The 21,991-nt window shown below is 42.2% G+C and carries 23 protein-coding genes and 1 pseudogene; all 24 read left to right on the forward strand.

Features of this window, described 5'->3' with window-relative positions:
* Positions 1-148: 148 nt before the first annotated feature.
* Positions 149-1,219, forward strand: coding sequence for a peptide chain release factor 1 (prfA, locus tag ACIQ0C_RS15215; protein ID WP_403061354.1), 1,071 nt, complete (start codon positions 149-151; stop codon positions 1,217-1,219).
* Positions 1,212-2,081: a peptide chain release factor N(5)-glutamine methyltransferase gene (prmC, locus tag ACIQ0C_RS15220; protein ID WP_403061357.1), complete on the forward strand. Its 870-nt coding sequence runs from the start codon at positions 1,212-1,214 to the stop codon at positions 2,079-2,081. Before prfA ends, prmC begins: the two co-directional genes overlap by 8 nt.
* A gap of 149 nt (positions 2,082-2,230) precedes the next feature.
* Positions 2,231-3,118 carry a stage II sporulation protein R gene (gene spoIIR / locus ACIQ0C_RS15225; protein WP_403061360.1) on the forward strand — a complete coding sequence of 296 codons (888 nt, stop codon included), beginning with the start codon at positions 2,231-2,233 and terminating at the stop codon, positions 3,116-3,118.
* Positions 3,119-3,401: 283 nt separating this feature from the next.
* Complete coding sequence (locus ACIQ0C_RS15230) at positions 3,402-4,451, forward strand: L-threonylcarbamoyladenylate synthase (protein WP_403061363.1); 1,050 nt, start codon at positions 3,402-3,404, stop codon at positions 4,449-4,451.
* 74 nt (positions 4,452-4,525) lie between these two features.
* The gene (locus ACIQ0C_RS15235; RefSeq protein WP_402835704.1) at positions 4,526-5,092 is read left to right on the forward strand and encodes a manganese efflux pump MntP; all 567 of its coding nucleotides are present in this window, start codon (positions 4,526-4,528) and stop codon (positions 5,090-5,092) included.
* Between the two features lie 144 nt (positions 5,093-5,236).
* Positions 5,237-5,680, forward strand: coding sequence for a low molecular weight protein arginine phosphatase (locus ACIQ0C_RS15240; protein WP_403061366.1), 444 nt, complete (start codon positions 5,237-5,239; stop codon positions 5,678-5,680).
* 371 nt (positions 5,681-6,051) lie between these two features.
* Entirely contained in the window at positions 6,052-6,498 is a 447-nt protein-coding gene (gene rpiB / locus ACIQ0C_RS15245) for a ribose 5-phosphate isomerase B (protein ID WP_402835710.1), read from the forward strand.
* 57 nt (positions 6,499-6,555) lie between these two features.
* Positions 6,556-7,149 carry a TIGR01440 family protein gene (locus ACIQ0C_RS15250; RefSeq protein ID WP_403061369.1) on the forward strand — a complete coding sequence of 198 codons (594 nt, stop codon included), beginning with the start codon at positions 6,556-6,558 and terminating at the stop codon, positions 7,147-7,149.
* Between the two features lie 370 nt (positions 7,150-7,519).
* Positions 7,520-8,761: a serine hydroxymethyltransferase gene (locus ACIQ0C_RS15255; protein WP_144527450.1), complete on the forward strand. Its 1,242-nt coding sequence runs from the start codon at positions 7,520-7,522 to the stop codon at positions 8,759-8,761.
* A 235-nt stretch (positions 8,762-8,996) separates the two neighbouring features.
* Positions 8,997-9,626 carry a uracil phosphoribosyltransferase gene (upp, locus tag ACIQ0C_RS15260; RefSeq protein WP_034315825.1) on the forward strand — a complete coding sequence of 210 codons (630 nt, stop codon included), beginning with the start codon at positions 8,997-8,999 and terminating at the stop codon, positions 9,624-9,626.
* A 23-nt stretch (positions 9,627-9,649) separates the two neighbouring features.
* Positions 9,650-10,792, forward strand: a complete 1,143-nt coding sequence (gene wecB / locus ACIQ0C_RS15265) for a non-hydrolyzing UDP-N-acetylglucosamine 2-epimerase (RefSeq protein ID WP_403061372.1) — start codon at positions 9,650-9,652, stop codon at positions 10,790-10,792.
* A gap of 83 nt (positions 10,793-10,875) precedes the next feature.
* Positions 10,876-13,104, forward strand: coding sequence for a S8 family serine peptidase (locus ACIQ0C_RS15270; protein ID WP_403061375.1), 2,229 nt, complete (start codon positions 10,876-10,878; stop codon positions 13,102-13,104).
* Positions 13,105-13,562: 458 nt separating this feature from the next.
* Positions 13,563-13,931 (forward strand): ATP synthase subunit I, encoded by a 369-nt coding sequence (locus tag ACIQ0C_RS15275; RefSeq protein WP_048685860.1) that lies wholly within the window; start codon positions 13,563-13,565, stop codon positions 13,929-13,931.
* A gap of 22 nt (positions 13,932-13,953) precedes the next feature.
* Entirely contained in the window at positions 13,954-14,649 is a 696-nt protein-coding gene (gene atpB, locus ACIQ0C_RS15280; protein ID WP_048685858.1) for a F0F1 ATP synthase subunit A, read from the forward strand.
* 64 nt (positions 14,650-14,713) lie between these two features.
* A complete protein-coding gene (gene atpE, locus ACIQ0C_RS15285) occupies positions 14,714-14,938 on the forward strand; it encodes a F0F1 ATP synthase subunit C (protein ID WP_048685857.1) in 225 nt (74 codons plus the stop codon).
* A gap of 164 nt (positions 14,939-15,102) precedes the next feature.
* A complete protein-coding gene (gene atpF / locus ACIQ0C_RS15290) occupies positions 15,103-15,624 on the forward strand; it encodes a F0F1 ATP synthase subunit B (RefSeq protein ID WP_048685855.1) in 522 nt (173 codons plus the stop codon).
* Entirely contained in the window at positions 15,621-16,157 is a 537-nt protein-coding gene (locus ACIQ0C_RS15295; protein WP_402835721.1) for a F0F1 ATP synthase subunit delta, read from the forward strand. The genes atpF and ACIQ0C_RS15295 overlap by 4 nt, the downstream gene beginning before the upstream one ends.
* A 24-nt stretch (positions 16,158-16,181) precedes the next feature.
* Complete coding sequence (atpA, locus tag ACIQ0C_RS15300; RefSeq protein WP_048685849.1) at positions 16,182-17,690, forward strand: F0F1 ATP synthase subunit alpha; 1,509 nt, start codon at positions 16,182-16,184, stop codon at positions 17,688-17,690.
* Positions 17,691-17,728: 38 nt separating this feature from the next.
* The gene (locus ACIQ0C_RS15305; protein ID WP_095390554.1) at positions 17,729-18,589 is read left to right on the forward strand and encodes a F0F1 ATP synthase subunit gamma; all 861 of its coding nucleotides are present in this window, start codon (positions 17,729-17,731) and stop codon (positions 18,587-18,589) included.
* An 88-nt stretch (positions 18,590-18,677) separates the two neighbouring features.
* Entirely contained in the window at positions 18,678-20,075 is a 1,398-nt protein-coding gene (atpD, locus tag ACIQ0C_RS15310; protein WP_214744208.1) for a F0F1 ATP synthase subunit beta, read from the forward strand.
* Between the two features lie 25 nt (positions 20,076-20,100).
* Positions 20,101-20,502 carry a F0F1 ATP synthase subunit epsilon gene (locus ACIQ0C_RS15315; RefSeq protein ID WP_048685840.1) on the forward strand — a complete coding sequence of 134 codons (402 nt, stop codon included), beginning with the start codon at positions 20,101-20,103 and terminating at the stop codon, positions 20,500-20,502.
* Positions 20,503-20,845: 343 nt separating this feature from the next.
* On the forward strand, positions 20,846-21,220 hold the full coding sequence (locus ACIQ0C_RS15320) for an NADH-quinone oxidoreductase subunit A (RefSeq protein ID WP_403061378.1): 375 nt from the start codon (positions 20,846-20,848) through the stop codon (positions 21,218-21,220).
* A gap of 26 nt (positions 21,221-21,246) precedes the next feature.
* Positions 21,247-21,723, forward strand: a complete 477-nt coding sequence (locus tag ACIQ0C_RS15325) for a NuoB/complex I 20 kDa subunit family protein (protein WP_170946902.1) — start codon at positions 21,247-21,249, stop codon at positions 21,721-21,723.
* Positions 21,724-21,991, forward strand: a pseudogene (locus tag ACIQ0C_RS15330) (NADH-quinone oxidoreductase subunit C); the annotation flags it as partial.

Below are 21,991 nucleotides of genomic sequence, written 5' to 3' on the forward strand. Positions count from 1 at the left end.
AATCTCTTTGACGTTGATTATTCACCTATACTATAATTAACCTAGAAGTGAACTGAGCTGGGGCACTGAGCTACTTTTTTATAGTAATAAAAGATGGATTACTTCCAATTCGTTTCAGATGTTTTGGAAAATTTATGAGGTGAATAATTTGTTTGATCGATTGCAAGCAGTAGAAGATAGATATGAAAGATTGAATGAACTATTAAGTGACCCGGAGATCATTAATGACTCTAAGAAGCTTAGGGAATATTCTAAGGAGCAATCCAGCATTCAAGAGACCGCATCGACTTATAAAGAATATAAAGCGGTTCGTGAGCAACTCCAGGAAGCGAAGGCGATGCTGGAGGAGAAACTTGATGCGGACATGCGTGAAATGGTAAAAGAAGAGATCAATGAACTTGATGAGACCATACAAGGACTTGAGGATAAACTGAAAATATTGCTTATTCCTAAAGATCCTAACGATGATAAAAACGTAATCATGGAGATCCGCGGAGCGGCTGGCGGAGATGAGGCGGCCTTATTTGCAGGCAGTCTATACCGGATGTATAGCCGTTTTGCCGAGGTGCAGGGCTGGCGGACTGAAGTCATTGAAGCAAGTCCTACAGGGCTTGGCGGCTACAAGGAAATCATATTCATGATCAATGGTAATGGCGCTTATTCAAAATTGAAGTTCGAAAATGGGGCGCATCGCGTTCAACGAGTACCTGAAACTGAATCAGGCGGACGGATTCATACATCTACAGCCACGGTTGCCGTTTTACCCGAAGCTGAGGAAGTGGAAGTTGAAATCCATGATAAGGATATTCGTGTCGACACCTTTGCATCAAGCGGTCCTGGAGGGCAAAGTGTCAATACGACAATGTCAGCGGTGCGCTTGACTCATATTCCGACTAATACGGTTGTATCCTGTCAAGATGAAAAATCACAAATCAAGAACAAGGAAAAAGCAATGAAGGTTTTGCGTGCCAGGGTGTACGATAAAATCCATCGCGAAGTACAGGCGGAATATGATCAAAATAGGAAGCTTGCCGTTGGTACGGGCGATCGATCCGAAAGGATTCGCACTTATAACTTCCCGCAAAACCGCGTTACTGACCACCGTATTGGTTTAACGATTCAAAAACTGGATCAAATCATGGAAGGTAAACTAGATGAAGTCGTTGATGCATTAATCATGGAAGACCAATCTTCAAGGCTGGAAAATGCAGATGAGTAATTCTGCCGTGAAAGTGTTTGAAGCCCTTAAATGGGCTTCTTCCTTTTTAAAGGAAAATGATCGTGATGCCAATGCTGGGGAAATCCTCTTACGGCACTTTTTAAAACAAACTCGCTCCGAAATGCTGGCCAACCTTCATGAGGAGCTTAGTGAAGCGGATTTTAGGCAATTTAAGGACGCTATTGAGCTGCATGCCGAGGGAACGCCCATCCAATATATAATCGGCAGTGAAGAATTTTATGGACGGACCTTTTTGGTGAATGAAGAAGTGCTCATACCGAGACCGGAAACAGAAGAATTGATTTATTATACATTACGTAAAATCCCGGCCATTTTTATGGAGGGACAGAAGCTCCGGTTAGCTGATATTGGGACCGGCAGCGGCGCAATCGCCATAACGATGAAACTTGAAAAATCAAATCTGATGGTGACGGCCACGGACATAGCGGAACCATCGCTTGAGGTGGCGAGGAAAAATGCCGAATCACTTGGTGCCGAAGTGGAGTTCATGCAAGGTGATTTGCTTTTGCCTTTCATGAACATAAACGAAAAGGTGGACATCCTTTTATCGAATCCGCCATATATACCAGAAGATGATCATAAATCCATGTCAGTAGTCGTGACTGGTCATGAACCACATCGTGCATTATTTGCCGGTATCGATGGGCTGGATTTTTACCGCCGTTTTATGGAGCAGTTACCCCTGATCATGAAAGTGCCTGGGCTGATCGGTTTTGAAGTGGGTGCTGGACAGGGTGAAGCGGTTGCCGATTTATTGAAGCGTACCTTTCCTGCCGCAGAAGTATCCATTATAAATGACATTAATGAAAAAGATCGAATGGTCTTTGCTGAATTAAAATGATCCGTCTCCCTTATGTGAGACGGTTTTTTTAGGGACATCACCCTCATAATCCTTTGGAATCTATATTTCAGCTATCAACTTTTTTTGTTTTTACTAGTTTAAGATAGCTGGAAAATGGTGAGACTAATTCATGTGAGGGGGCGAAGGCGATGAAAACTAAACATTTAGCCATTATTTATCTATTAATCTTAACTATAGGAACGATCGTAAGTATATATATGCCTAAAGCGGAGATAGTTGGTGCAGAAGATACGAAGGTGATCCCGGATGAGGCAATTCGGCTGCGGATACTTGCCAATAGTGATGCAGAAGAGGATCAAGCGGTTAAACGGCTGATTAGGGATGAGGTAAATGAAGATATTACAAAGTGGGTCGAGGAGCTTACTTCATTGGATGAAGCGAGGGATGTGATTACCTCGCATCTGCCTGATATCCAGGCGACGGCTGAGGCAGTTATAAAGGAACAGGGTTTGGAGCAGTCGGTGAAAGTGGATTTTGGACAAGCTGAATTTCCGACAAAACTGTACGGGCAGTATTTATATCCGGCAGGGGATTATGAAGCAGTGATTATCACACTTGGTGAAGGGGAAGGCGCAAATTGGTGGTGTGTGTTATTTCCCCCATTGTGTTTCTTGGATTTTTCAAATGGGACGGCTGTAAGCCAAAGTCCGATTGTCGAGGATGAAAGTGAAGGGTCCCTGACTTCGGAAGGAACGGCTTATGCTGCAACGAATGAAGAAAGTGAACCAGTTGCAGAGGAAGTAGTTGAAGAAGAGGTAATGGAGGAGAGCGTAAAAGAGGAAGTGCCGGAAGAAACGGTAAAAGAAGAGGTTGTAGAGCCAGAGGTAAAAGAAGAAGTGGCAGTAGTAAAAGATAAGGAACAAGTGACAGAGGAAGTGCTTGAAGGGAAAGTTGAAGAAAACAAGGTTGAACTTGCGGCATCCAATGAACAAGGTCAACTATTATATGAAGGGGAAAAGGAGCCTGAGGTGGAAGTGAAGTCATTGTTTGCAGAAATCTTCAATGATCTATTTTAAGAAGGGGGCAGGCATCTTTAAATTCAGATAATTTTAAAAACATATCCACAGGGTTATTAACAAAAAATCAAAAAAGTCTGTCATTAATCATTAATATCCACAAACTTATCCACGGATTCGATGTGGTTATCCCCAATTTGTGGATAACACTTGAATTATGTGTATACTTCTTTTATACTTTCAAAGTATCTTTTAGGTGGAATTAGTACGTTAAATTGAAAATACCGTTCATATTAAAGCGATTTTATAAAATAAGAAATGTTAAAAGGCGATGGTGTTCAAGATGAAAACGAAAATTTGGTCAGTGGATAAAAATGTGGATAATTTACAAAGTTATCCCCAGATTACACAATCAGCTGAATTATTAAAGGCTAATCAAGTGGTTGCTTTTCCTACAGAGACCGTTTATGGACTCGGCGCGAATGCCAAAAATGACGAGGCGGTTAAAAAAGTGTTTGAAGCAAAGGGGCGTCCGAGTGATAATCCTTTAATCGTACATATAGCCTCCGATGACCAGTTGTCTGATATTGTAGAAGAGATTCCGGAACAGGCCCGGAAGCTAATGGCAGAATTTTGGCCGGGTCCATTGACTTTGATCATGAAACGAAAACCGGGCCAGCTATCAAATCTTGTGACAGCTGGATTGGACACGGTAGCTGTCAGGATGCCGGATCATCAGGTTGCCCTTGGCCTTATTCGTGCGAGTGATTTGCCCATTGCGGCTCCAAGTGCAAATACTTCCGGGAAACCAAGCCCCACTTCAGCAAAACATGTTGAAGATGACTTGTTGGGCCGGATTGCAGGTATTGTCGATGGTGGGAATACAGGTGTGGGCGTGGAATCCACAGTACTGGATTGCACTGTGGAAGTCCCTGTTATTTTAAGGCCCGGCGGGGTGACCCTGGAACAGCTGGAAGCGGTAATAGGGGAAGTCAGGCAAGATGTCGCTTTGAAGAATCAGGAAACGGCGCCAAAAGCCCCGGGCATGAAATATACCCACTATGCTCCGAAGGCCCCTCTATTTTTAGTCAAGGGTAATCAAGCTTTCCTTCAGAAGCTTGTGGATGAAAAAAGGACTGACGGGTTAAAGGTGGGCATCATAACGGCTTATGAACATCAACAGGATTTTGAGGCGGATTATGTGGTTGTCCCAGGTTCATTAGCGGATTTACATACTGTTGCGACAGGCTTATATGATGCCTTAAGACAGTTTGACGAGCTGGAGGTCGATGTCATTTTTAGTGAAATGTTTCCTGACCATGGAATAGGCGCTGCGGTCATGAACCGGCTTGAGAAGGCTGCAGGTCATCAAATCATCAAGGAACATGCGTAATAAGGACTGATTTATCCTTCTATTTCTTTTCGGACATGCATAACATGTAGTAGGCACGTCCGAGGGGGATTGGAATGAATACATTTGCTGGGGAAATCATCACCTTATTGCTAATGGCATTCGCGTTGGGAATGGATGCCTTTTCAGTAGGCCTTGGAATGGGAATGTTTAAGCTAAGGTTGAGGCAAATATTTTTTATAGGTTTGACAGTAGGTGTTTTTCATATTTGGATGCCCTTGCTTGGGATGGGGGCAGGCCGTTTCATTTCAGAAAAGTTCGGGACCTTTGCTACCTACGCCGGCGGTCTATTGTTGATCATTCTTGGTATACAGATGTTTATCCCTGGAAAAAGGGATGGAGCTGGTGCCATGGGAAATAAGATGCTGGCTCCTGTCGGGAAAGGCTTAATCATTTTTGCGTTAGGGGTAAGCCTGGATAGCTTCTCGGTAGGGTTAACACTGGGGATTTACGGTGCAAAAACGATTTTAACCGTTCTTTGTTTTGGGTTTGCTGCCACCCTATTAACGTGGGCGGGGCTTTTACTGGGTAGAAAAATGCAGGGTTTGCTTGGCGTGTATAGTGAGATTCTTGGCGGAAGCATCCTGTGTGCATTTGGATTGAAATTATTGTTCTCTTTTTGATCCGCTTGAATTCATATCATTCCTTCCTCAACTGTTCCGATTAACGGGGCGGTTTTTATTTTTCTTCGGACAACAATGACAGTGATTTTTTGACTATAATAAACGGGCGATAGCTTATAATGAATAAAAAAGGAGGCGTTAAAAATGATCCGAGTATTATTTGTATGTACAGGTAACACATGCAGAAGCCCGATGGCAGAAGCGATATTGAAAAATAAGGATATTGCGGGTGTTGAAGTGAAGTCCGCAGGCGTGTATGCTTCATCAGGCCAGGATGCTTCGATGCATGCTAAAAATGTATTGTTTGAAAATGGCATAGTGCATAATCATCATTCAACGCCTTTATCCGCGAAGGAAATGGAGTGGGCAACTCATATCTTCACCATGACGGAAGGGCATAAATCGGCCATTACCCGTTCATACCCCCAAATGATCGATAAGACCTTTACCTTAAAAGAATTCATTATCGGCGATGAATATGATAGAGACATAATAGATCCGTTTGGCGGTTCTGAAGGCATTTATCGGGAAACGTTCAGGGAGCTGCAGGAATTAATAGAAGAGTTAGTAAAAAAGCTTAAAGAATAAACTGGGTACATAATGTGGCCGCTGCAGTAAAAAAATATTACTAAGCTTGTTGACCGTCAATGCAAAGGGTAAGATCAAGGCAGTCCCTTTTGAAGTGGCTGCTATTGCAGAATAAGCATCTGCTGGAGCGGAAGAAGTGACGGCTGTGACAAGCGAAAAAAGCGATAGTCATGGAAAATGTCGGAAAATCGGCAATGGTGGAACTTATAGTGGAAGCGGAAAAGTTGAACAGGACCATTACCCTACATTTTACTGCAGGAAACCGGAAACGGTTTCCTGCTTCTTTGTGGGGAAAAAGGATGGACATCCTTTATCTTTTCATAATTTTGTGACACAATAAAATCAATTGAAAAAGCTAGAGGAGGATTAACATGAAAGTTGCGATTGCTTCGGATCATGGTGGTATACATATCCGTGAAGAAATAAAGAATTTATTGAATGAGTTAAAGATTCCATTTGAGGACTTTGGCTGTGAATGCAGTACGTCGGTGGATTATCCTGATTATGCTTTGCCGGTTGCCGAAAAAGTGGCACGGGGTGAGTTCGATCGGGGCATTTTAATCTGTGGAACTGGTATTGGAATGAGCATTGCTGCTAATAAGGTCAAAGGAATCCGTTGTGCATTGGTTCATGATGTCTATAGCGCGAAATTGACCCGTCAGCATAATGATACCAATATGTTAGCGATGGGGGAACGAGTCATTGGCCCGGGTCTTGCCAGGGAAATTGCCCAAACATGGCTGACTTCGGAATTTGAAGGCGGGCGTCATCAAAACAGGATCGGTAAGATTGCGGAGTATGAAGGTAAGCACAGTTAATTCTATGGTTTTGGAGAGTTCCGATAGCAAGTTTTCTTATTGAAAGGATGCGTTTTCATGACAAGTGATGCTACATTTTCAAATGAGCTTGAGATATGGGGAAACCAGTTTCGGGAACTTTTACATGAGTTTCAAGAACAGACAGCTTTAAAAGAGAAACAGCTACTGGTAATCGGCTGCAGTACAAGTGAAGTGATCGGGAAAAGGATCGGTACTGAAGGGACGCTCGATGTTGCGGGGATGATTTTTTCCATAGTGAGGGATTTTCAAGGAAAAACGGGAGTTCAGGTTGCATATCAATGTTGTGAGCATCTAAATAGGGCATTGGTTTTGCAAAGGGAAACCGCGATTCGTTATGAGTATGAAGAAGTTTCGGTCGTACCTGTAAGAACAGCTGGGGGATCGATGGCGACATACGCCTACCAGCAATGGAATGATGCTGTCGTCGTTGAACATATCAAAGCGGATGCAGGGATAGACATTGGGGACACATTCATTGGCATGCATCTGAAGCATGTGGCGGTCCCGATTCGCTCTGCCATTAAAGAAATAGGACATGCACATGTGACCATGGCAAAAACCCGCCCCAAACTGATTGGCGGGGAGCGGGCAGTTTATCAGGACAACTCTGAAAACAAGAGTTGTAATTAATGGGTAAGTGAGACAGCATTTCTCGGATGGGGAATGCTGTTTTTTAATTGAATGCGAGCAAAATCGTAAGGCTCAAGATGAGGTTCACAAGAAAATCCTTTATATTATAGTGCTAATATAATGGTGATTTCACTCATGAAATATAGGGTGAAAGAGCTATTTATCATAATTTCGATGTTAAATACGAACATTTTCAAATGAAAAAACATTTAATGTTCGATAAAAATAGACTATCACTTCTAAATTAGACATGTTAAAATGGAGTAGAATTTTCTAATAAGATTGGTAAGGCTTTTTCATGCTTTTTGAAGGCATGTTGCACATAAATACTAAAAAGCGAATCACGCACAATTTGAGGAGGAATTACGGAATGAATCGTTTAGCAAAACAAGATGAGCAAGTGTTTAACGCAATTCAACTGGAATTAGGGCGTCAAAGAAGTAAAATTGAGCTTATTGCTTCTGAAAACTTCGTGAGTGAAGCTGTCATGGAAGCGCAAGGGTCGGTCTTGACTAATAAGTATGCAGAAGGATACCCTGGAAAACGTTACTATGGCGGATGTGAATATGTAGACATCGTTGAAGATCTAGCACGTGAGCGTGCGAAAGAAATTTTCGGAGGCGAGTATGTGAACGTACAGCCTCACTCTGGAGCTCAAGCCAATATGGCCGTATACTTCACAGTGCTTCAAACTGGCGATACAGTGCTTGGGATGAACCTTTCGCATGGAGGTCACTTAACACATGGAAGTCCAGTAAACTTCAGTGGTGTTAACTACAATTTCGTTGAATATGGTGTAGACGAAAAAGATCACCGTATCGATTACAATGATGTATTGGAAAAAGCGCGTCAACATAAACCGAAATTGATCGTAGCGGGTGCAAGTGCATATCCACGGGAAATTGATTTCAAGCGATTCCGTGAAATTGCAGATGAAGTCGGGGCATATTTAATGGTCGATATGGCGCATATTGCAGGTTTAGTTGCGGCTGGATTACATCAAAGTCCAATTCCTTATGCTGACTTTGTAACGACAACTACTCATAAAACACTTCGCGGGCCACGCGGAGGGATGATCATCTGTAAAGAAGAATTCGGTAAGAAGATCGATAAATCCATCTTCCCTGGAATTCAAGGCGGTCCGTTGATGCATGTTATTTCAGCTAAGGCTGTTGCTTTCGGCGAAGCGCTTCAAGATGAATTTAAAGTATATGCACAACAAATCATCGACAATGCTAAACGTTTGGGCGAAGGTTTGAAGAAAGAAGGATTCACTCTTGTTTCTGATGGCACGGACAATCACTTGATTCTTCTTGATGTACGCTCTACTGGATTAACGGGAAAAATCGCAGAGCATGTTTTGGATGAAATCGGTATTACCGTGAACAAAAATGCGATTCCTTATGACCCGGAAAAACCATTCGTTACCAGCGGTATACGTATTGGGACTGCGGCAGTGACATCACGTGGCTTCGGTTTGGAAGACATGGATGAAATAGCTGCAATCATCGGACTTGTTTTGAAAAATAATGAAGACGCAGCTAAACTTGAAGAAGCAAAACAGCGTGTTGAATCATTAGCGAACAAATTTGAATTATATCCTTCATTGTAATATCGGAGCTGCTCCCTTTTAAAGGGAGCGGTTTTTTTGTACTTATGGACGGTCATTGTGTTAGAAGAATCCGAATAGTGAAAATAGGTCTGACATCTAAACCTTTATTGAAGATTGAAACATTTTTCTGTAAAATAGGTTGAAGTGAATTTTAAAAGACACGAAAATTTTTCTATTCGATTAGGGAAATCATAAAAAAGCGCGAAACTAAGCAATGGAATTGGAGAGATGCTAAATGGGAAAAGTTTATGTTTTCGATCACCCGTTAATTCAACACAAATTAGCCTATATACGTGATATAAATACAGGAACAAAAGAATTCCGTGAACTAGTGGATGAAGTTGCATCATTGATGGCATTTGAAATCACGAGGGATATGCCGCTGGAAGAAGTCGAAATCCAAACACCAGTAAGCACAGCGAAAGTGAAAATGCTTTCTGGTAAAAAAGTGGGGATCGTCCCGATTTTACGTGCAGGCATAGGGATGGTGGACGGAATCATTAAGCTGATTCCTGCTGCAAAGGTCGGACATGTTGGACTTTACCGTGATCCTGAAACATTGAAACCGGTTGAATATTATGCGAAAATGCCAAGTGACCTGGCAGAAAGGGAATGCATTGTAGTTGACCCGATGTTAGCCACTGGCGGATCAGCCATCGAAGCGATCCATTCCATTAAAAAGCGCGGTGCAGTCAATATTAAATTCATGTGTTTGATTGCAGCTCCAGAGGGTGTTGAAGCTTTAAAAGAAGCTCATCCTGATGTTGATATCTATATTGCGGGTCTTGACGAAAAACTGAATGAACATGGTTATATCGTTCCAGGTCTTGGAGACGCAGGAGATCGTTTATTCGGCACAAAATAAGGAAAGAAACTGAGGTGTCACGAATGAACAAACCGATAAAAGTCATGACCATTTTCGGGACGAGACCAGAAGCTGTCAAAATGGCTCCCTTAGTACTCGAATTTCAAAAACACCCAGAATATTTCAAGCCGATCGTTGCTGTTACGGCTCAGCATCGCCAAATGTTAGATCAAGTTCTCGAACTATTTTCCATAAAGCCGGACTATGACTTGGACATAATGAAGGAAAGGCAAACGCTTGCTGACATTACAACAAGAGCATTGAATGGTCTTGATTCCGTAATGAAGGAAGCTAAACCAGATATTGTTCTTGTGCATGGTGATACAACCACGACGTTTGTCGCTAGTCTGGCAGCTTTTTATAATCAAATTGTCATTGGGCATGTAGAAGCGGGGCTGCGCACTTGGAATAAGTATTCCCCCTATCCGGAAGAGATGAATCGACAGCTTACAGGTACGATGGCGGATTTGCATTTTGCGCCGACTTCGAAAGCCGAGGAGAATCTGCTGAACGAAAACAAGAAGGATAATATCTTCGTGACGGGAAATACGGCAACGGATGCTTTAAAAACGACTGTAAGGTCCACATATTCCCATCCGGTTTTAAATGGACTTGGCGAAGACAGGCTCATTTTGCTTACGGCCCATCGCAGGGAAAATCTAGGGGAACCCATGAGGAATATCTTCCGGGCCGTAAAGAGAATCATTGTTGAGCATGATGACGTTCAAGTGGTATATCCTGTCCATTTAAATCCGCTTGTTCAGGAATTGGCAAACGAAGTGCTCGGGAATGATCCGCGGATTCATTTGATAGAACCGCTGGATGTATTGGATTTCCATAACTTCGCTTCAAGAGCCTATCTGATTTTGACTGATTCTGGAGGGATCCAGGAAGAGGCACCTTCACTTGGTGTACCTGTCCTGGTTTTAAGGGATACGACCGAACGTCCTGAGGGGATTGCGGCTGGAACCTTAAGATTGGCTGGTACTGATGAACAATCCATATATGATTTGGCACATGAATTGCTCACCGATCAAGAGGTGCACGAAAAAATGTCCAAAGCTTCAAATCCATATGGGGATGGAAATGCTTCGGTCCGAATAGCTGAAGCCATCCGTTACTATTTTAAGCAAATAAATATGCCGCCAACTAGATTTGACTCATAAAAAGGGAAAAGCCATGCGCTTTTCCTTTTTTTATTTGCATACTCCAAGGTTGTTGAGAAAAGATAACTGCTAAGGGGATGATTATGTTGGCAAAGAAAACGTTCATAGTGTTTGTTTTCCTTTTTATATTTATTTATCAAAATGAAAAGGGATTGGCATCCGTCATTCTGCCGCCATTTCCAAAACTATCTGAATCTAAGGAAGTAACGGTTGTTGTCACGATGGATAAGGCGTTTCAACGAAAAAAGATCGAAAAACTGCTTGAAAAATATCCATCCCTTCAATTACGGAATGTTTATTCGGTTGCCCTGAATGGATTCTCCCTTCATGGGAAAATGAATGAGATAGAACAACTTAAAAAGGAGGATGAAATTCAGGCCGTAACGGAAGTATCCGTTTATCAAGCCGTGTTGGATAAAAGTGTCCCATACATAGGAGGAGACAGGGTCAGGGGTTTCTTTGATAAGGAGAATCACCGGATCACCGGTAAAGGGATAAAAGTAGGAATAATCGATACTGGCATCGATTATACACATCCAGATTTGCAACGTGCTTATAGAGGGGGCAAGGATCTGGTTGATGGTGATGAAGATCCGATGGAAACCAAAAATCAAGGCGACCTGGATACATTGCATGGCACTCATGTGGCAGGCATCATTGCAGCCAATGGAAAAATGAAAGGCGTCGCACCTGAAGCGGAAATTTACGCATATCGAGCTTTGGGACCAGGCGGTGCAGGAGATACGGATCAAGTATTGAAGGCTATTGAGTCAGCCATGAAGGATAAGGTGGATGTATTGAACCTCTCTCTTGGTAATAACGTCAATGGTCCTGATTTACCTATCTCCCTTGCATTGAATAAGGCTGTGGAAAGCGGCATCGTTGCCGTGACATCAAACGGGAATTCCGGTCCGGCTGTATGGACCGTCGGTTCACCCGGTACAGCGGAAAAAGCGATTTCCGTTGGGGCATCGACTCCTCCCTTAAGGGTTCCGTACATGATTTACGGTCTTGGATCGAAAAAGCATCAATCGCATTTAACCTTGTTTCAAGGCTCTAAAAAATGGAACCTGACGTTTTCCGAGAATGTCATATATGGGGGACTGGGTAATGAAAAGGACCTGAAGGATGTTCGGGATAAGATTGTGTTGATGGAACGTGGCACTCTTACCTTTCAGCAGAAAGTATCCAATGCAGAAAAGGCAGGTGCAAAGGGGGTAATTGTTTTTAATAATACGAGCGGGACCTTTACTGGAAGCTTGGAAAAAGAAATGAAAATTCCAGCTGCTTCTATTAATAGAAGAGATGGATTGCAGCTTAAGCAAATCATGGAAAAAGGGCAGAGCAAAACCGTTCAATTTGTTTATAAGAACGAGCAGGATAGGCTAGCGGACTTTAGCTCCAGGGGACCGGTAACCGTATCGTGGGGAATAAAGCCTGACGTATTGGCACCGGGAGTGGAAATTGAAAGCACCATTCCTAAAGGATATATGTCCCTGGATGGAACAAGTATGTCCGCACCGCATGTTGCAGGGGCTTGCGCCTTAATCCTGCAAAAACACCCGGAATGGACTCCTGATCAAGTGAAATCTGCATTGATGAGCACTTCCAAGCCATTGAGGAAAACTGTAAATCAATTGTATCATACATATGAACAGGGGGCTGGACGCATCCAGGTCGACGAAGCATTAAAAGCGGACACGCTCTTGAATCCAAGCTCATTGTCCTTTGGGATGTATACAAAAAAAGAAGGAATTGAAGAGCATCATGAAACGGTAGTCATAGAAAATACCGGAACGGAACTGAGGAAGTACTCATTCATGGTTCCATTAAAAGAGACGGGTCTCACTTGGGAATTGCCGAAATCCCTTACTTTGAAACCGAAGGAAAAGAAACGGATAAAAGTTGGACTGCAGGTCAACCCAGCCGAGCTTAAAAAGGGAGTCTTTGATGGATACCTCATTATAATGGAAGGAACCAAAAGAATATCCCTTCCTTATTTATATGTAAAAGAAGAGCCTGATTATCCAAGGATAATGGGATTTGATTTTGGGCAAGGGGACAAGAAAGGCACATATCGATACGAAATGTATCTTCCGCGCGGGGCAGAAGAATTCGGTATTGCCCTTTATGAGGAAGATAGCTTGAAATTCGCTGGATATTTGGATTGGTCCAGATCGGCTCCTTCCGGTTTGATCAAAAAAGATGTTTTGAAAAAGGAATTGCCGCCTAAAGGAGTGTATAAAGCGATAATCTTTGCGAGAAGGGGCGGAAGGGAAGATCGGATAGAAAAGACGTTACTTATCGAGTGAACAGAGGACAATAAGTAAAATAAAATGGATGTCAATAGTATAAAAAAGATAATTTGTGAACAATTCGTTAATAATTACAAACCTGTGACAAATTTCACTAACCACTCATTGACAATGATTCTAGCCTATTGTATGCTAACAAAGGATGTAAAATGAGAGGGTTTTCAGTAGCCCGGCATGCAGATTTTTACAGCATGAAATGTTTTCTATCCTCCACCAAATTCAACCGCGAGGATGCAACTTGCGTCAAATGATCGCCGTCTAAAATGGCTATGACTTTGATGTCAGCGATTCTTTCTCAAATAGTCGGATCAGTTTTGTTCGGTATCTTCTTTTACTTGTCAGAACCTAAGATTCGAACCGCTGCTATTAGTAATTGGCCTTCTTTGTGGACTTGCTAGGTTTACAAGCAATGCTTCATTCAGTACGAAAATATTTCTCAGGAGATTAAATGAAAAATGCCAGAAATGAAAATCATGTTCAACAGGCAGAGTAAATATATAATTTTTCTTCTGGCGGTTTATGTTGTTGGATGGGGACTTACGAGTTATCAAGCCGTTTTTGCTGGGCTTATACTGGGTACGAGTTTGAGTTTATACAATTTATGGCTGATCAATCAGAAAATGAAAAAGTTCAGTCAGGCGCTCGATGAAGGAAAGAAAACGAAATCTCTTGGGACGATGACACGAATGGCATCCGCAGGTCTAGCGGTACTCATTGCATTGGAATTTCCGGAGCATTTTCATCTGATAAGTGTTGTATGGGGATTAATGACAGCTTATATTGTCATTTTTATAGATTTTTTCATCCAATTAATACGTCGATAGCGGGGAAGAGAGGTGAATATAGTTGAATCATGAAGCACCCTTACAAGAATTTATGGGTCTTACCTTTAACTTGAGTAACGTCCTAATGATTACAGTTGCCAGTCTAGTTGTGTTCATACTTGCTGTGCTTGGTACACGTAAGCTTGCCATGAAGCCAACCGGCATGCAGAATTTCATGGAATGGATTATGGATTTCGTTAAGGGTATTATTAATAGTAACATGGACTGGAGAACAGGTGGTCAGTTTCAACTGCTTGGTATGACTTTGCTAATGTACATTTTTGTGTCCAATATGCTAGGTCTTCCGTTTGCAATTAGTTACGATGGAGTGCTTTGGTGGAAATCACCAACAGCCGACCCAGTTATCACATTGACTCTTGCAGTCATGGTTTTAGGTTTAACGCATTATTATGCTATAAAAATGAAAGGCGCCAAGGGTTACTTTAAAGCTTATAAAAACCCAATGACACTTGTAGAGGAATTTACAAACTCCTTGACACTTGGTCTGCGTCTATATGGTAACATTTATGCTGGTGAAGTTTTGCTGAGTCTATTAGCGGGCACCCTAGCATTTAGTGGAGCTGCCGGATTTATTGGTGCAATTGTGCCTACATTAGTATGGCAAGGCTATAGTATTTTCGTCGGTAGTATCCAAGCGTTTATCTTTGTCACGTTAACAATGGTTTATCTGTCTCATAAAGTCAGTGACGACCATTAATTATAAGTTCATTTAGAACTAAAAAAATAATAAATTTTGATACAATCTAAGGAGGATATTTATAATGACAGGTTCAGTAGGTCTTCTTGCAGCAGCAATTGCAATTGGTTTGGCAGCACTAGGTGCAGGTATTGGTAATGGTCTTATCGTTTCAAGAACAGTAGAAGGTATCGCTCGTCAACCAGAAGCTCGCGGTATGCTTCAAACAACAATGTTCATCGGGGTAGGTTTAGTTGAGGCGATGCCTATCATCGCGGTAGTAATTGCGTTTATGGTATATGGTGGTTAATAGAACCTTCAAAAAGTTCAAAAATGGCGAAGTTCGTTCCATGTGAACCTTCGCCTTTCCTTTATGTCCACAATCCTGTTTTATACAGTTTAAGAGCATAGTTTTCTAAAGTTCATATAATGAACGCTTTAAGAAGTGAAACTCGTGAAGGGAGTGAACCAAGCGTGTTAACAAGCAGCTTTGTACTTGGGTCAACGTCTCATGGCTTTAATGGCGGAGACATGTTATACCAATTAGTAATGTTTATCATTTTGTTAGCGTTGCTGAAGAAATTTGCATGGGGTCCTCTAATGGGCATCATGACTCAACGTGAAGAACATGTTGCAAATGAAATTCAAGCAGCTGAAGCTAGCAGACAAGAAGCACTTAAATATTTAGAAGAACAACGTGAAATCGTAAAACAATCTCGCACTGAAGCGGGACAACTTATAGAAAACGCAAAACTTCAAGGTGAAGCACAGCGTGAAGAGATCGTGAATCAAGCACGTCTTGAAGCTGAACGCGTCAAAGAAACAGCTAAGCGTGAAATCGTACAGGAAAAAGAAAAAGCCATTACGGCATTACGCGAGCAAGTGGCATCTTTATCCGTACTCATTGCTTCTAAAGTAATAGAAAAAGAACTATCCGAAGCAGATCAAGAGCAATTGATTAATGACTACATTCAAGAGGCAGGAGAAGGGAAATGAGCGATATAACAGTAGCAAAGCGTTATGCCGTTGCCCTTTTCCAAATTGCGAAAGAGCAAAACCTCATTAACCAACTTGAAGAAGAGCTTCGCATAGTGAATGAAGTTTTTACAAATGATAATGAGCTATTAAGCTTCCTGGCTCATCCTAAAATGACTAAAGATGCAAAAGGCGCTTTGATTGCAAATGCATTTGCAAGCCTTTCTTCTTCCGTTCAAAACACTGTGATGTTGATGGTGGAGCGTCATCGTACAGATGAAGTGACAGCAATGGCACAAGAGTTCATTGAACTTGCGAATGAAGAAAACTCAGTAGCTGATGCAACGGTCTATACAGTACGTCCATTGACTGAAACGGAAGTGGAAGCTGTGTCTTCATCTTTTGCAGCAAAAATCGGCAAAAGAAATTTACGCATTACTAATATTACGGATAGCAATATCCTTGGCGGCATCAAATTACAAATCGGTAACCGCATATATGACGGGACGATTAGCGGTAAGTTAGAACGCCTTAGCAAACAACTATTAGGTTAATATTCACAGATAGGGGTGAAATTCATGAGCATCAAAGCTGAAGAAATCAGTGCGCTGATTAAAAAGCAGATTGAAAACTATCAGTCGGAAATTAAAGTAAGCGATGTCGGTACGGTTATCACTGTTGGTGATGGTATCGCACGCGTTCATGGTTTAGATAATGCAATGTCTGGGGAGCTCTTAGAATTTTCCAATGGCTCAATGGGATTAGCACAAAACCTTGAGCAAAATAACGTAGGTGTTGTTATTCTTGGACCATTCAGAGACATTAAAGAAGGCAGTGAAGTACGCCGTACTGGCCGTATCATGGAAGTGCCAGTTGGAGAAGAATTAATCGGACGTGTCGTGAATCCGCTTGGACAACCATTAGATGGTCTAGGCCCGATCGCTACGACAAAAACTCGTCCAATCGAAAGCCCTGCTACAGGTGTAATGGACCGTAAATCAGTACATGAACCTTTACAAACAGGTATTAAAGCAATTGATGCATTGGTTCCAATCGGTCGTGGACAACGTGAGTTAATCATCGGTGACCGTCAAACTGGTAAAACATCAGTTGCGATCGATACAATTCTTAACCAAGCTGACCAAGATATGATCTGTATCTATGTCGCTATCGGTCAAAAAGAATCAACGGTTCGTGGAACTGTTGAAACGCTACGTAAAAATGGTGCTTTGGATTACACAATCGTTGTATCTGCATCAGCTTCTCAACCAGCACCACTTTTATACCTAGCTCCATATGCTGGTGTGACAATGGGTGAAGAGTTCATGTTCGCTGGCAAGCACGTTCTTGTGGTTTATGATGATCTTTCTAAACAAGCATCTGCATACCGTGAACTTTCCTTGCTACTTCGCCGTCCTCCAGGTCGTGAAGCATTCCCAGGGGATGTATTCTACTTGCACTCCCGTTTACTTGAGCGTGCAGCAAAATTGAATGACACTTTAGGTGCCGGTTCAATCACTGCGCTTCCATTTGTTGAAACACAAGCAGGCGACATCTCTGCTTATATTCCAACAAACGTAATTTCCATCACTGATGGACAAATCTTCTTGCAATCCGATTTGTTCTTCTCGGGTGTACGTCCTGCGATTAACGCTGGTTTATCCGTATCCCGTGTTGGTGGGTCTGCACAAATTAAAGCGATGAAAAAAGTTGCCGGTACATTACGTCTTGACTTGGCTTCATACCGTGAATTGGAAGCATTCTCTCAATTCGGTTCTGACCTGGATGCTGCAACACAAGCAAAACTTAACCGTGGTGCCCGTACAGTTGAAGTTCTGAAACAAGATCTAAACAAACCGATCAAAGTTGAAAAACAAGTCATGATTTTCTATGCATTGACTAAAGGTCATTTAGATGATATTCCTGTATCGGATATCCTTCGCTTTGAAGAAGAATACTATGTGTTCCTAGATCGTTCTCATCCGGAATTATTAGATCACATTCGCACAACTAAAGGTCTTCCTGAAGATGCTGCTATCGTTGCTGCAATTAACGAATTCAAAAAGAACTTCGTTATTTCTGAATAATAAAGGTCTAACTAATTTATAAAGGGTGGTGAGAATGAATGGCCTCTTTACGCGATATTAAGTCTCGGATTACTTCAACGAAAAAGACGAGTCAAATTACAAAAGCGATGCAGATGGTATCTGCTTCTAAAATGAACCGTGCGGAAGCTAATGCTAAAGCATATGTTCCATATATGGAAAAAATTCAAGAAGTGGTATCCAGTATTGCGAACGGAAGCACGGATGCATCGCATCCAATGCTTACTTCACGTCCAGTTAAGAAAACCGGTTACTTGGTAATCACATCGGACCGTGGATTGGCTGGGGCATACAATAGTAGTATACTTCGCCACGTTCATAAAACCATTCTTGAACGCCATAAATCCAATGATGAGTTCGTCATTATCGCAATCGGAAGGGTTGGCCGTGATTTCTTTGTCAGCCGTAACATGCACGTAGAGCTTGAAGTAACTGGGGTTCCCGATCAGCCGTCTTTCGCTGACATTAGCTCCCTTGCAAAATCAACAGTTAATTTATATCTGAATGAGCTGTGTGATGAGCTTTATATGTACTATAACCATTATGTCAGCCCAATCCAGCAGGAGGTTACGGAAAAGCAAGTCCTTCCGTTAGCTGACTTCAATACTTCCAATGCAACATTGACTTCTTATGAATTTGAACCGAATGCGGAAGAAATCCTTGAGGTATTACTGCCTCAGTACGCAGAAAGTTTGATTTATGGTGCTTTGTTAGATGGTAAAGCAAGTGAGCACTCTGCACGTATGACTGCAATGAAAAGTGCAACCGATAATGCAAAAGAATTGATCGACTCACTTTCATTACAATATAACCGTGCACGTCAGGCAGCTATCACTCAAGAAATTACAGAGATCGTCGGCGGTGCAGCAGCTTTAGAATAAAATCATTTAAGGGGACGGTCGGCCCGGACGAAGCTTGGCCGTTCCATAAACTCGATAGTCGTTATAAGCAACGTTAGGAGGGAAAACGATGAATATAGGACGCGTTACTCAAGTTATGGGTCCGGTTGTTGACGTGAAATTCGAAGACGGACAACTTCCTAAGATCTATAACGCGTTAAGAATCGAAAATACAGCGTCTGGTACAGGACTAACTCTTGAAGTAGCCCTTCAACTAGGTGATAATACAGTTCGTACTGTAGCAATGTCTTCCACTGATGGTTTAACCCGTGGTGCAGAGACTGTTGATACAGGAGCTCCAATTTCCGTTCCTGTAGGTGAAGTTACTCTAGGTCGTGTTTTCAACGTATTAGGGGAAAACATTGACCTATTCGAACCACTTACAGCAGAGGTGCGTCGTGATCCAATTCACAGACAAGCGCCGTCATTCGAGGAATTATCAACATCTGTTGAAATCCTAGAAACAGGTATTAAAGTAGTAGATTTACTTGCCCCTTACATCAAAGGTGGTAAAATCGGTCTCTTCGGTGGAGCCGGTGTTGGTAAAACTGTACTTATCCAAGAACTTATCAATAACATCGCACAAGAGCACGGCGGTATCTCGGTATTCGCTGGTGTAGGTGAGCGTACTCGTGAAGGTAATGACCTTTTCTACGAGATGACTGATTCCGGTGTTATCAAGAAAACGGCAATGGTATTCGGACAAATGAACGAGCCACCGGGTGCACGTATGCGTGTTGCTCTTAGCGGTTTGACAATGGCTGAATATTTCCGTGACGAACAAGGACAAGACGTTCTTTTCTTCATCGATAACATTTTCCGTTTCACACAAGCAGGTTCTGAGGTTTCCGCCCTACTAGGACGTATGCCTTCAGCGGTTGGTTACCAACCAACTCTTGCTACTGAAATGGGCCAATTGCAAGAACGTATCACTTCAACAAATAAAGGTTCAGTTACATCCATTCAAGCGATCTATGTACCTGCCGATGACTATACGGATCCGGCTCCAGCTACAACTTTCGCTCACTTGGACGCAACAACTAACCTTGAGCGTAAACTTTCTGAAATGGGTATCTACCCTGCAGTTGATCCATTGGCATCTTCTTCTCGTGCCCTTAGCCCAGAAATCGTTGGAGCTGAGCACTATAAAGTGGCTCGTCAAGTGCAATCGACTTTACAGAAATATAAAGAACTTCAAGATATTATCGCCATCTTGGGTATGGACGAACTAAGCGAAGACGAAAAAGTAATCGTTGCCCGTGCTCGTAGAATTCAAAACTTCTTGTCACAAAACTTCCACGTGGCTGAACAATTCACTGGTCAAAAGGGATCTTATGTACCAGTTAAAGAAACAGTCCAAGGATTCAAAGATATCCTAGCTGGAAAATATGACGAACTTCCAGAAGATGCTTTCCGTCTAGTTGGCCGCATCGAAGAAGTTATTGCTAAAGCAAAAGAAATGGCTTAATTAAAGGGACCTAGGAGGGAATGAAATGAAGACCATTAAAGTCAATGTTGTTACTCCCGATGGCCCAGTATATGATGCAGAAGTTGAAATGGTAAGCACTAAAGCTAAAAGCGGTGAGCTGGGAATCATGGCTGGACACGTTCCAACTGTAGCCCCGCTTACCATTGGTGCTGTCCGTCTTAAAAATGGAAGCAACACAGACTATGTAGCTGTAAATGGTGGCTTCTTAGAAGTTCGCCCTGATGTGGTAACCATTTTAGCTCAATCTGCTGAAAGAGCTGAAACTATCGATCTTGCACGTGCTCAAGCAGCAAAAGCCCGTGCTGAACAAAGATTGCAGAACAATGATGGATCAAATGATGCCAAAAGAGCTAATTTAGCGCTTAAACGTGCCATTAACCGAATCCAAATTGCAGAAATGCGATAACTTTAATTGATGAAAACACTTGATTCTTCCACTCGTGGTAAGATCAGGTGTTTTTTTTTATCCCGAAGGTTTTTGAGGATTATTGACATGAATTATCGGAATTAGGAAAAAAAGGTCGAATTATAGAGTAAAGTATTTTCCATTTTAATCCTTAACTCGTCGACATGCTTTTATCCTAATGTTATAATGTATACGCTTACAATTATTGCTTCATACCCCCTCCTTTCACGTTGCTTCTAAAAGAATGTTACCCTGCATAATATTTTAAAACAGTATCCAAAAAGAAGACAGGCAAATTTAAATTGTACCCAGTTAACATGATTTATCCATAAAGGAGATGAACATGGAACAGCTGCATATTTACCAAAATAATTATTTAATTGTATTTGTTTTCCTTTGTCTCGGCATTTTATTACCACTGATCGCTTTATTTCTTGGTAGACTGCTAAGGCCTTATAAACCGACAGATATGAAATATACGACTTATGAAAGTGGAATCGATCCTTTTCAGGATTCAAGAGTTCAATTCAATGTCAGGTATTATCTATTCGGATTGATGTTCGTCATATTTGACGTAGAAACGGTTTTTCTTTACCCATGGGCGGTTGCCTATGATGAACTCGGACTTTTTGCATTGATTGAAATGCTGTTTTTTGTCGTGATCCTTATGCTGGGTCTAATCTATGCTTGGAAAAAGAAGGTGTTAAAGTGGAATTGAAGTTGGATGAACTTACCCCTAAAGAAATGGAAGAAATGCGTCACAGTATTTTTTTATCCACACTTGAACAAATAAAAGGCTGGGCTAGAAGTAACTCACTCTGGCCAATGACTTTCGGTTTGGCATGTTGTGCAATTGAAATGATGGGTGTCGGCTCCTCACATTATGATTTGGACCGTTTTGGTTCATTTTTTCGGACATCCCCTAGACAATCGGATGTCATGATTGTTTCAGGAACGGTAACGAAAAAAATGGCTCCAATAATAAGCAGATTATACGAACAAATGCCAGAACCGAAATGGGTTATTGCAATGGGATCCTGTGCAACTGCCGGCGGGCCTTATGTTCACTCTTACTCAGTGGTCAAGGGGGTAGATCAAATTGTACCTGTCGATGTATATATACCGGGCTGTCCCCCAAACCCAGCTGCACTTATTTATGGGATCAATAAATTAAAAGAAAAAATCCGTTACGAGGCGAAAACCGGAAAGCGGGTGATATAGATGAGTGAAAAGGACGACTTAGCGAAGCAAAAGGCGGAGGCCGCGGCCAAGGCCAAGGCAGCGGCATTGGCCAAAAAACAGGCGAAAGCAGAAGCGGCAGAAAAGCCGGAAGGCGAAGTGGATATAGCGAAGCAAAAAGCGGAGGCCGCGGCCAAGGCGAAAGCAGCGGCATTGGCCAAAAAACAGGCGAAAGCAGAAGCGGCAGAAAAGCCGGAAGGCGAAGTGGATATAGCGAAGCAAAAAGCGGAGGCCGCGGCCAAGGCGAAAG

Origin of the sequence: Peribacillus sp. NPDC096448, assembly GCF_044762675.1 — a bacterium.
GTDB lineage: Bacteria > Bacillota > Bacilli > Bacillales > DSM-1321 > Peribacillus > Peribacillus frigoritolerans_B.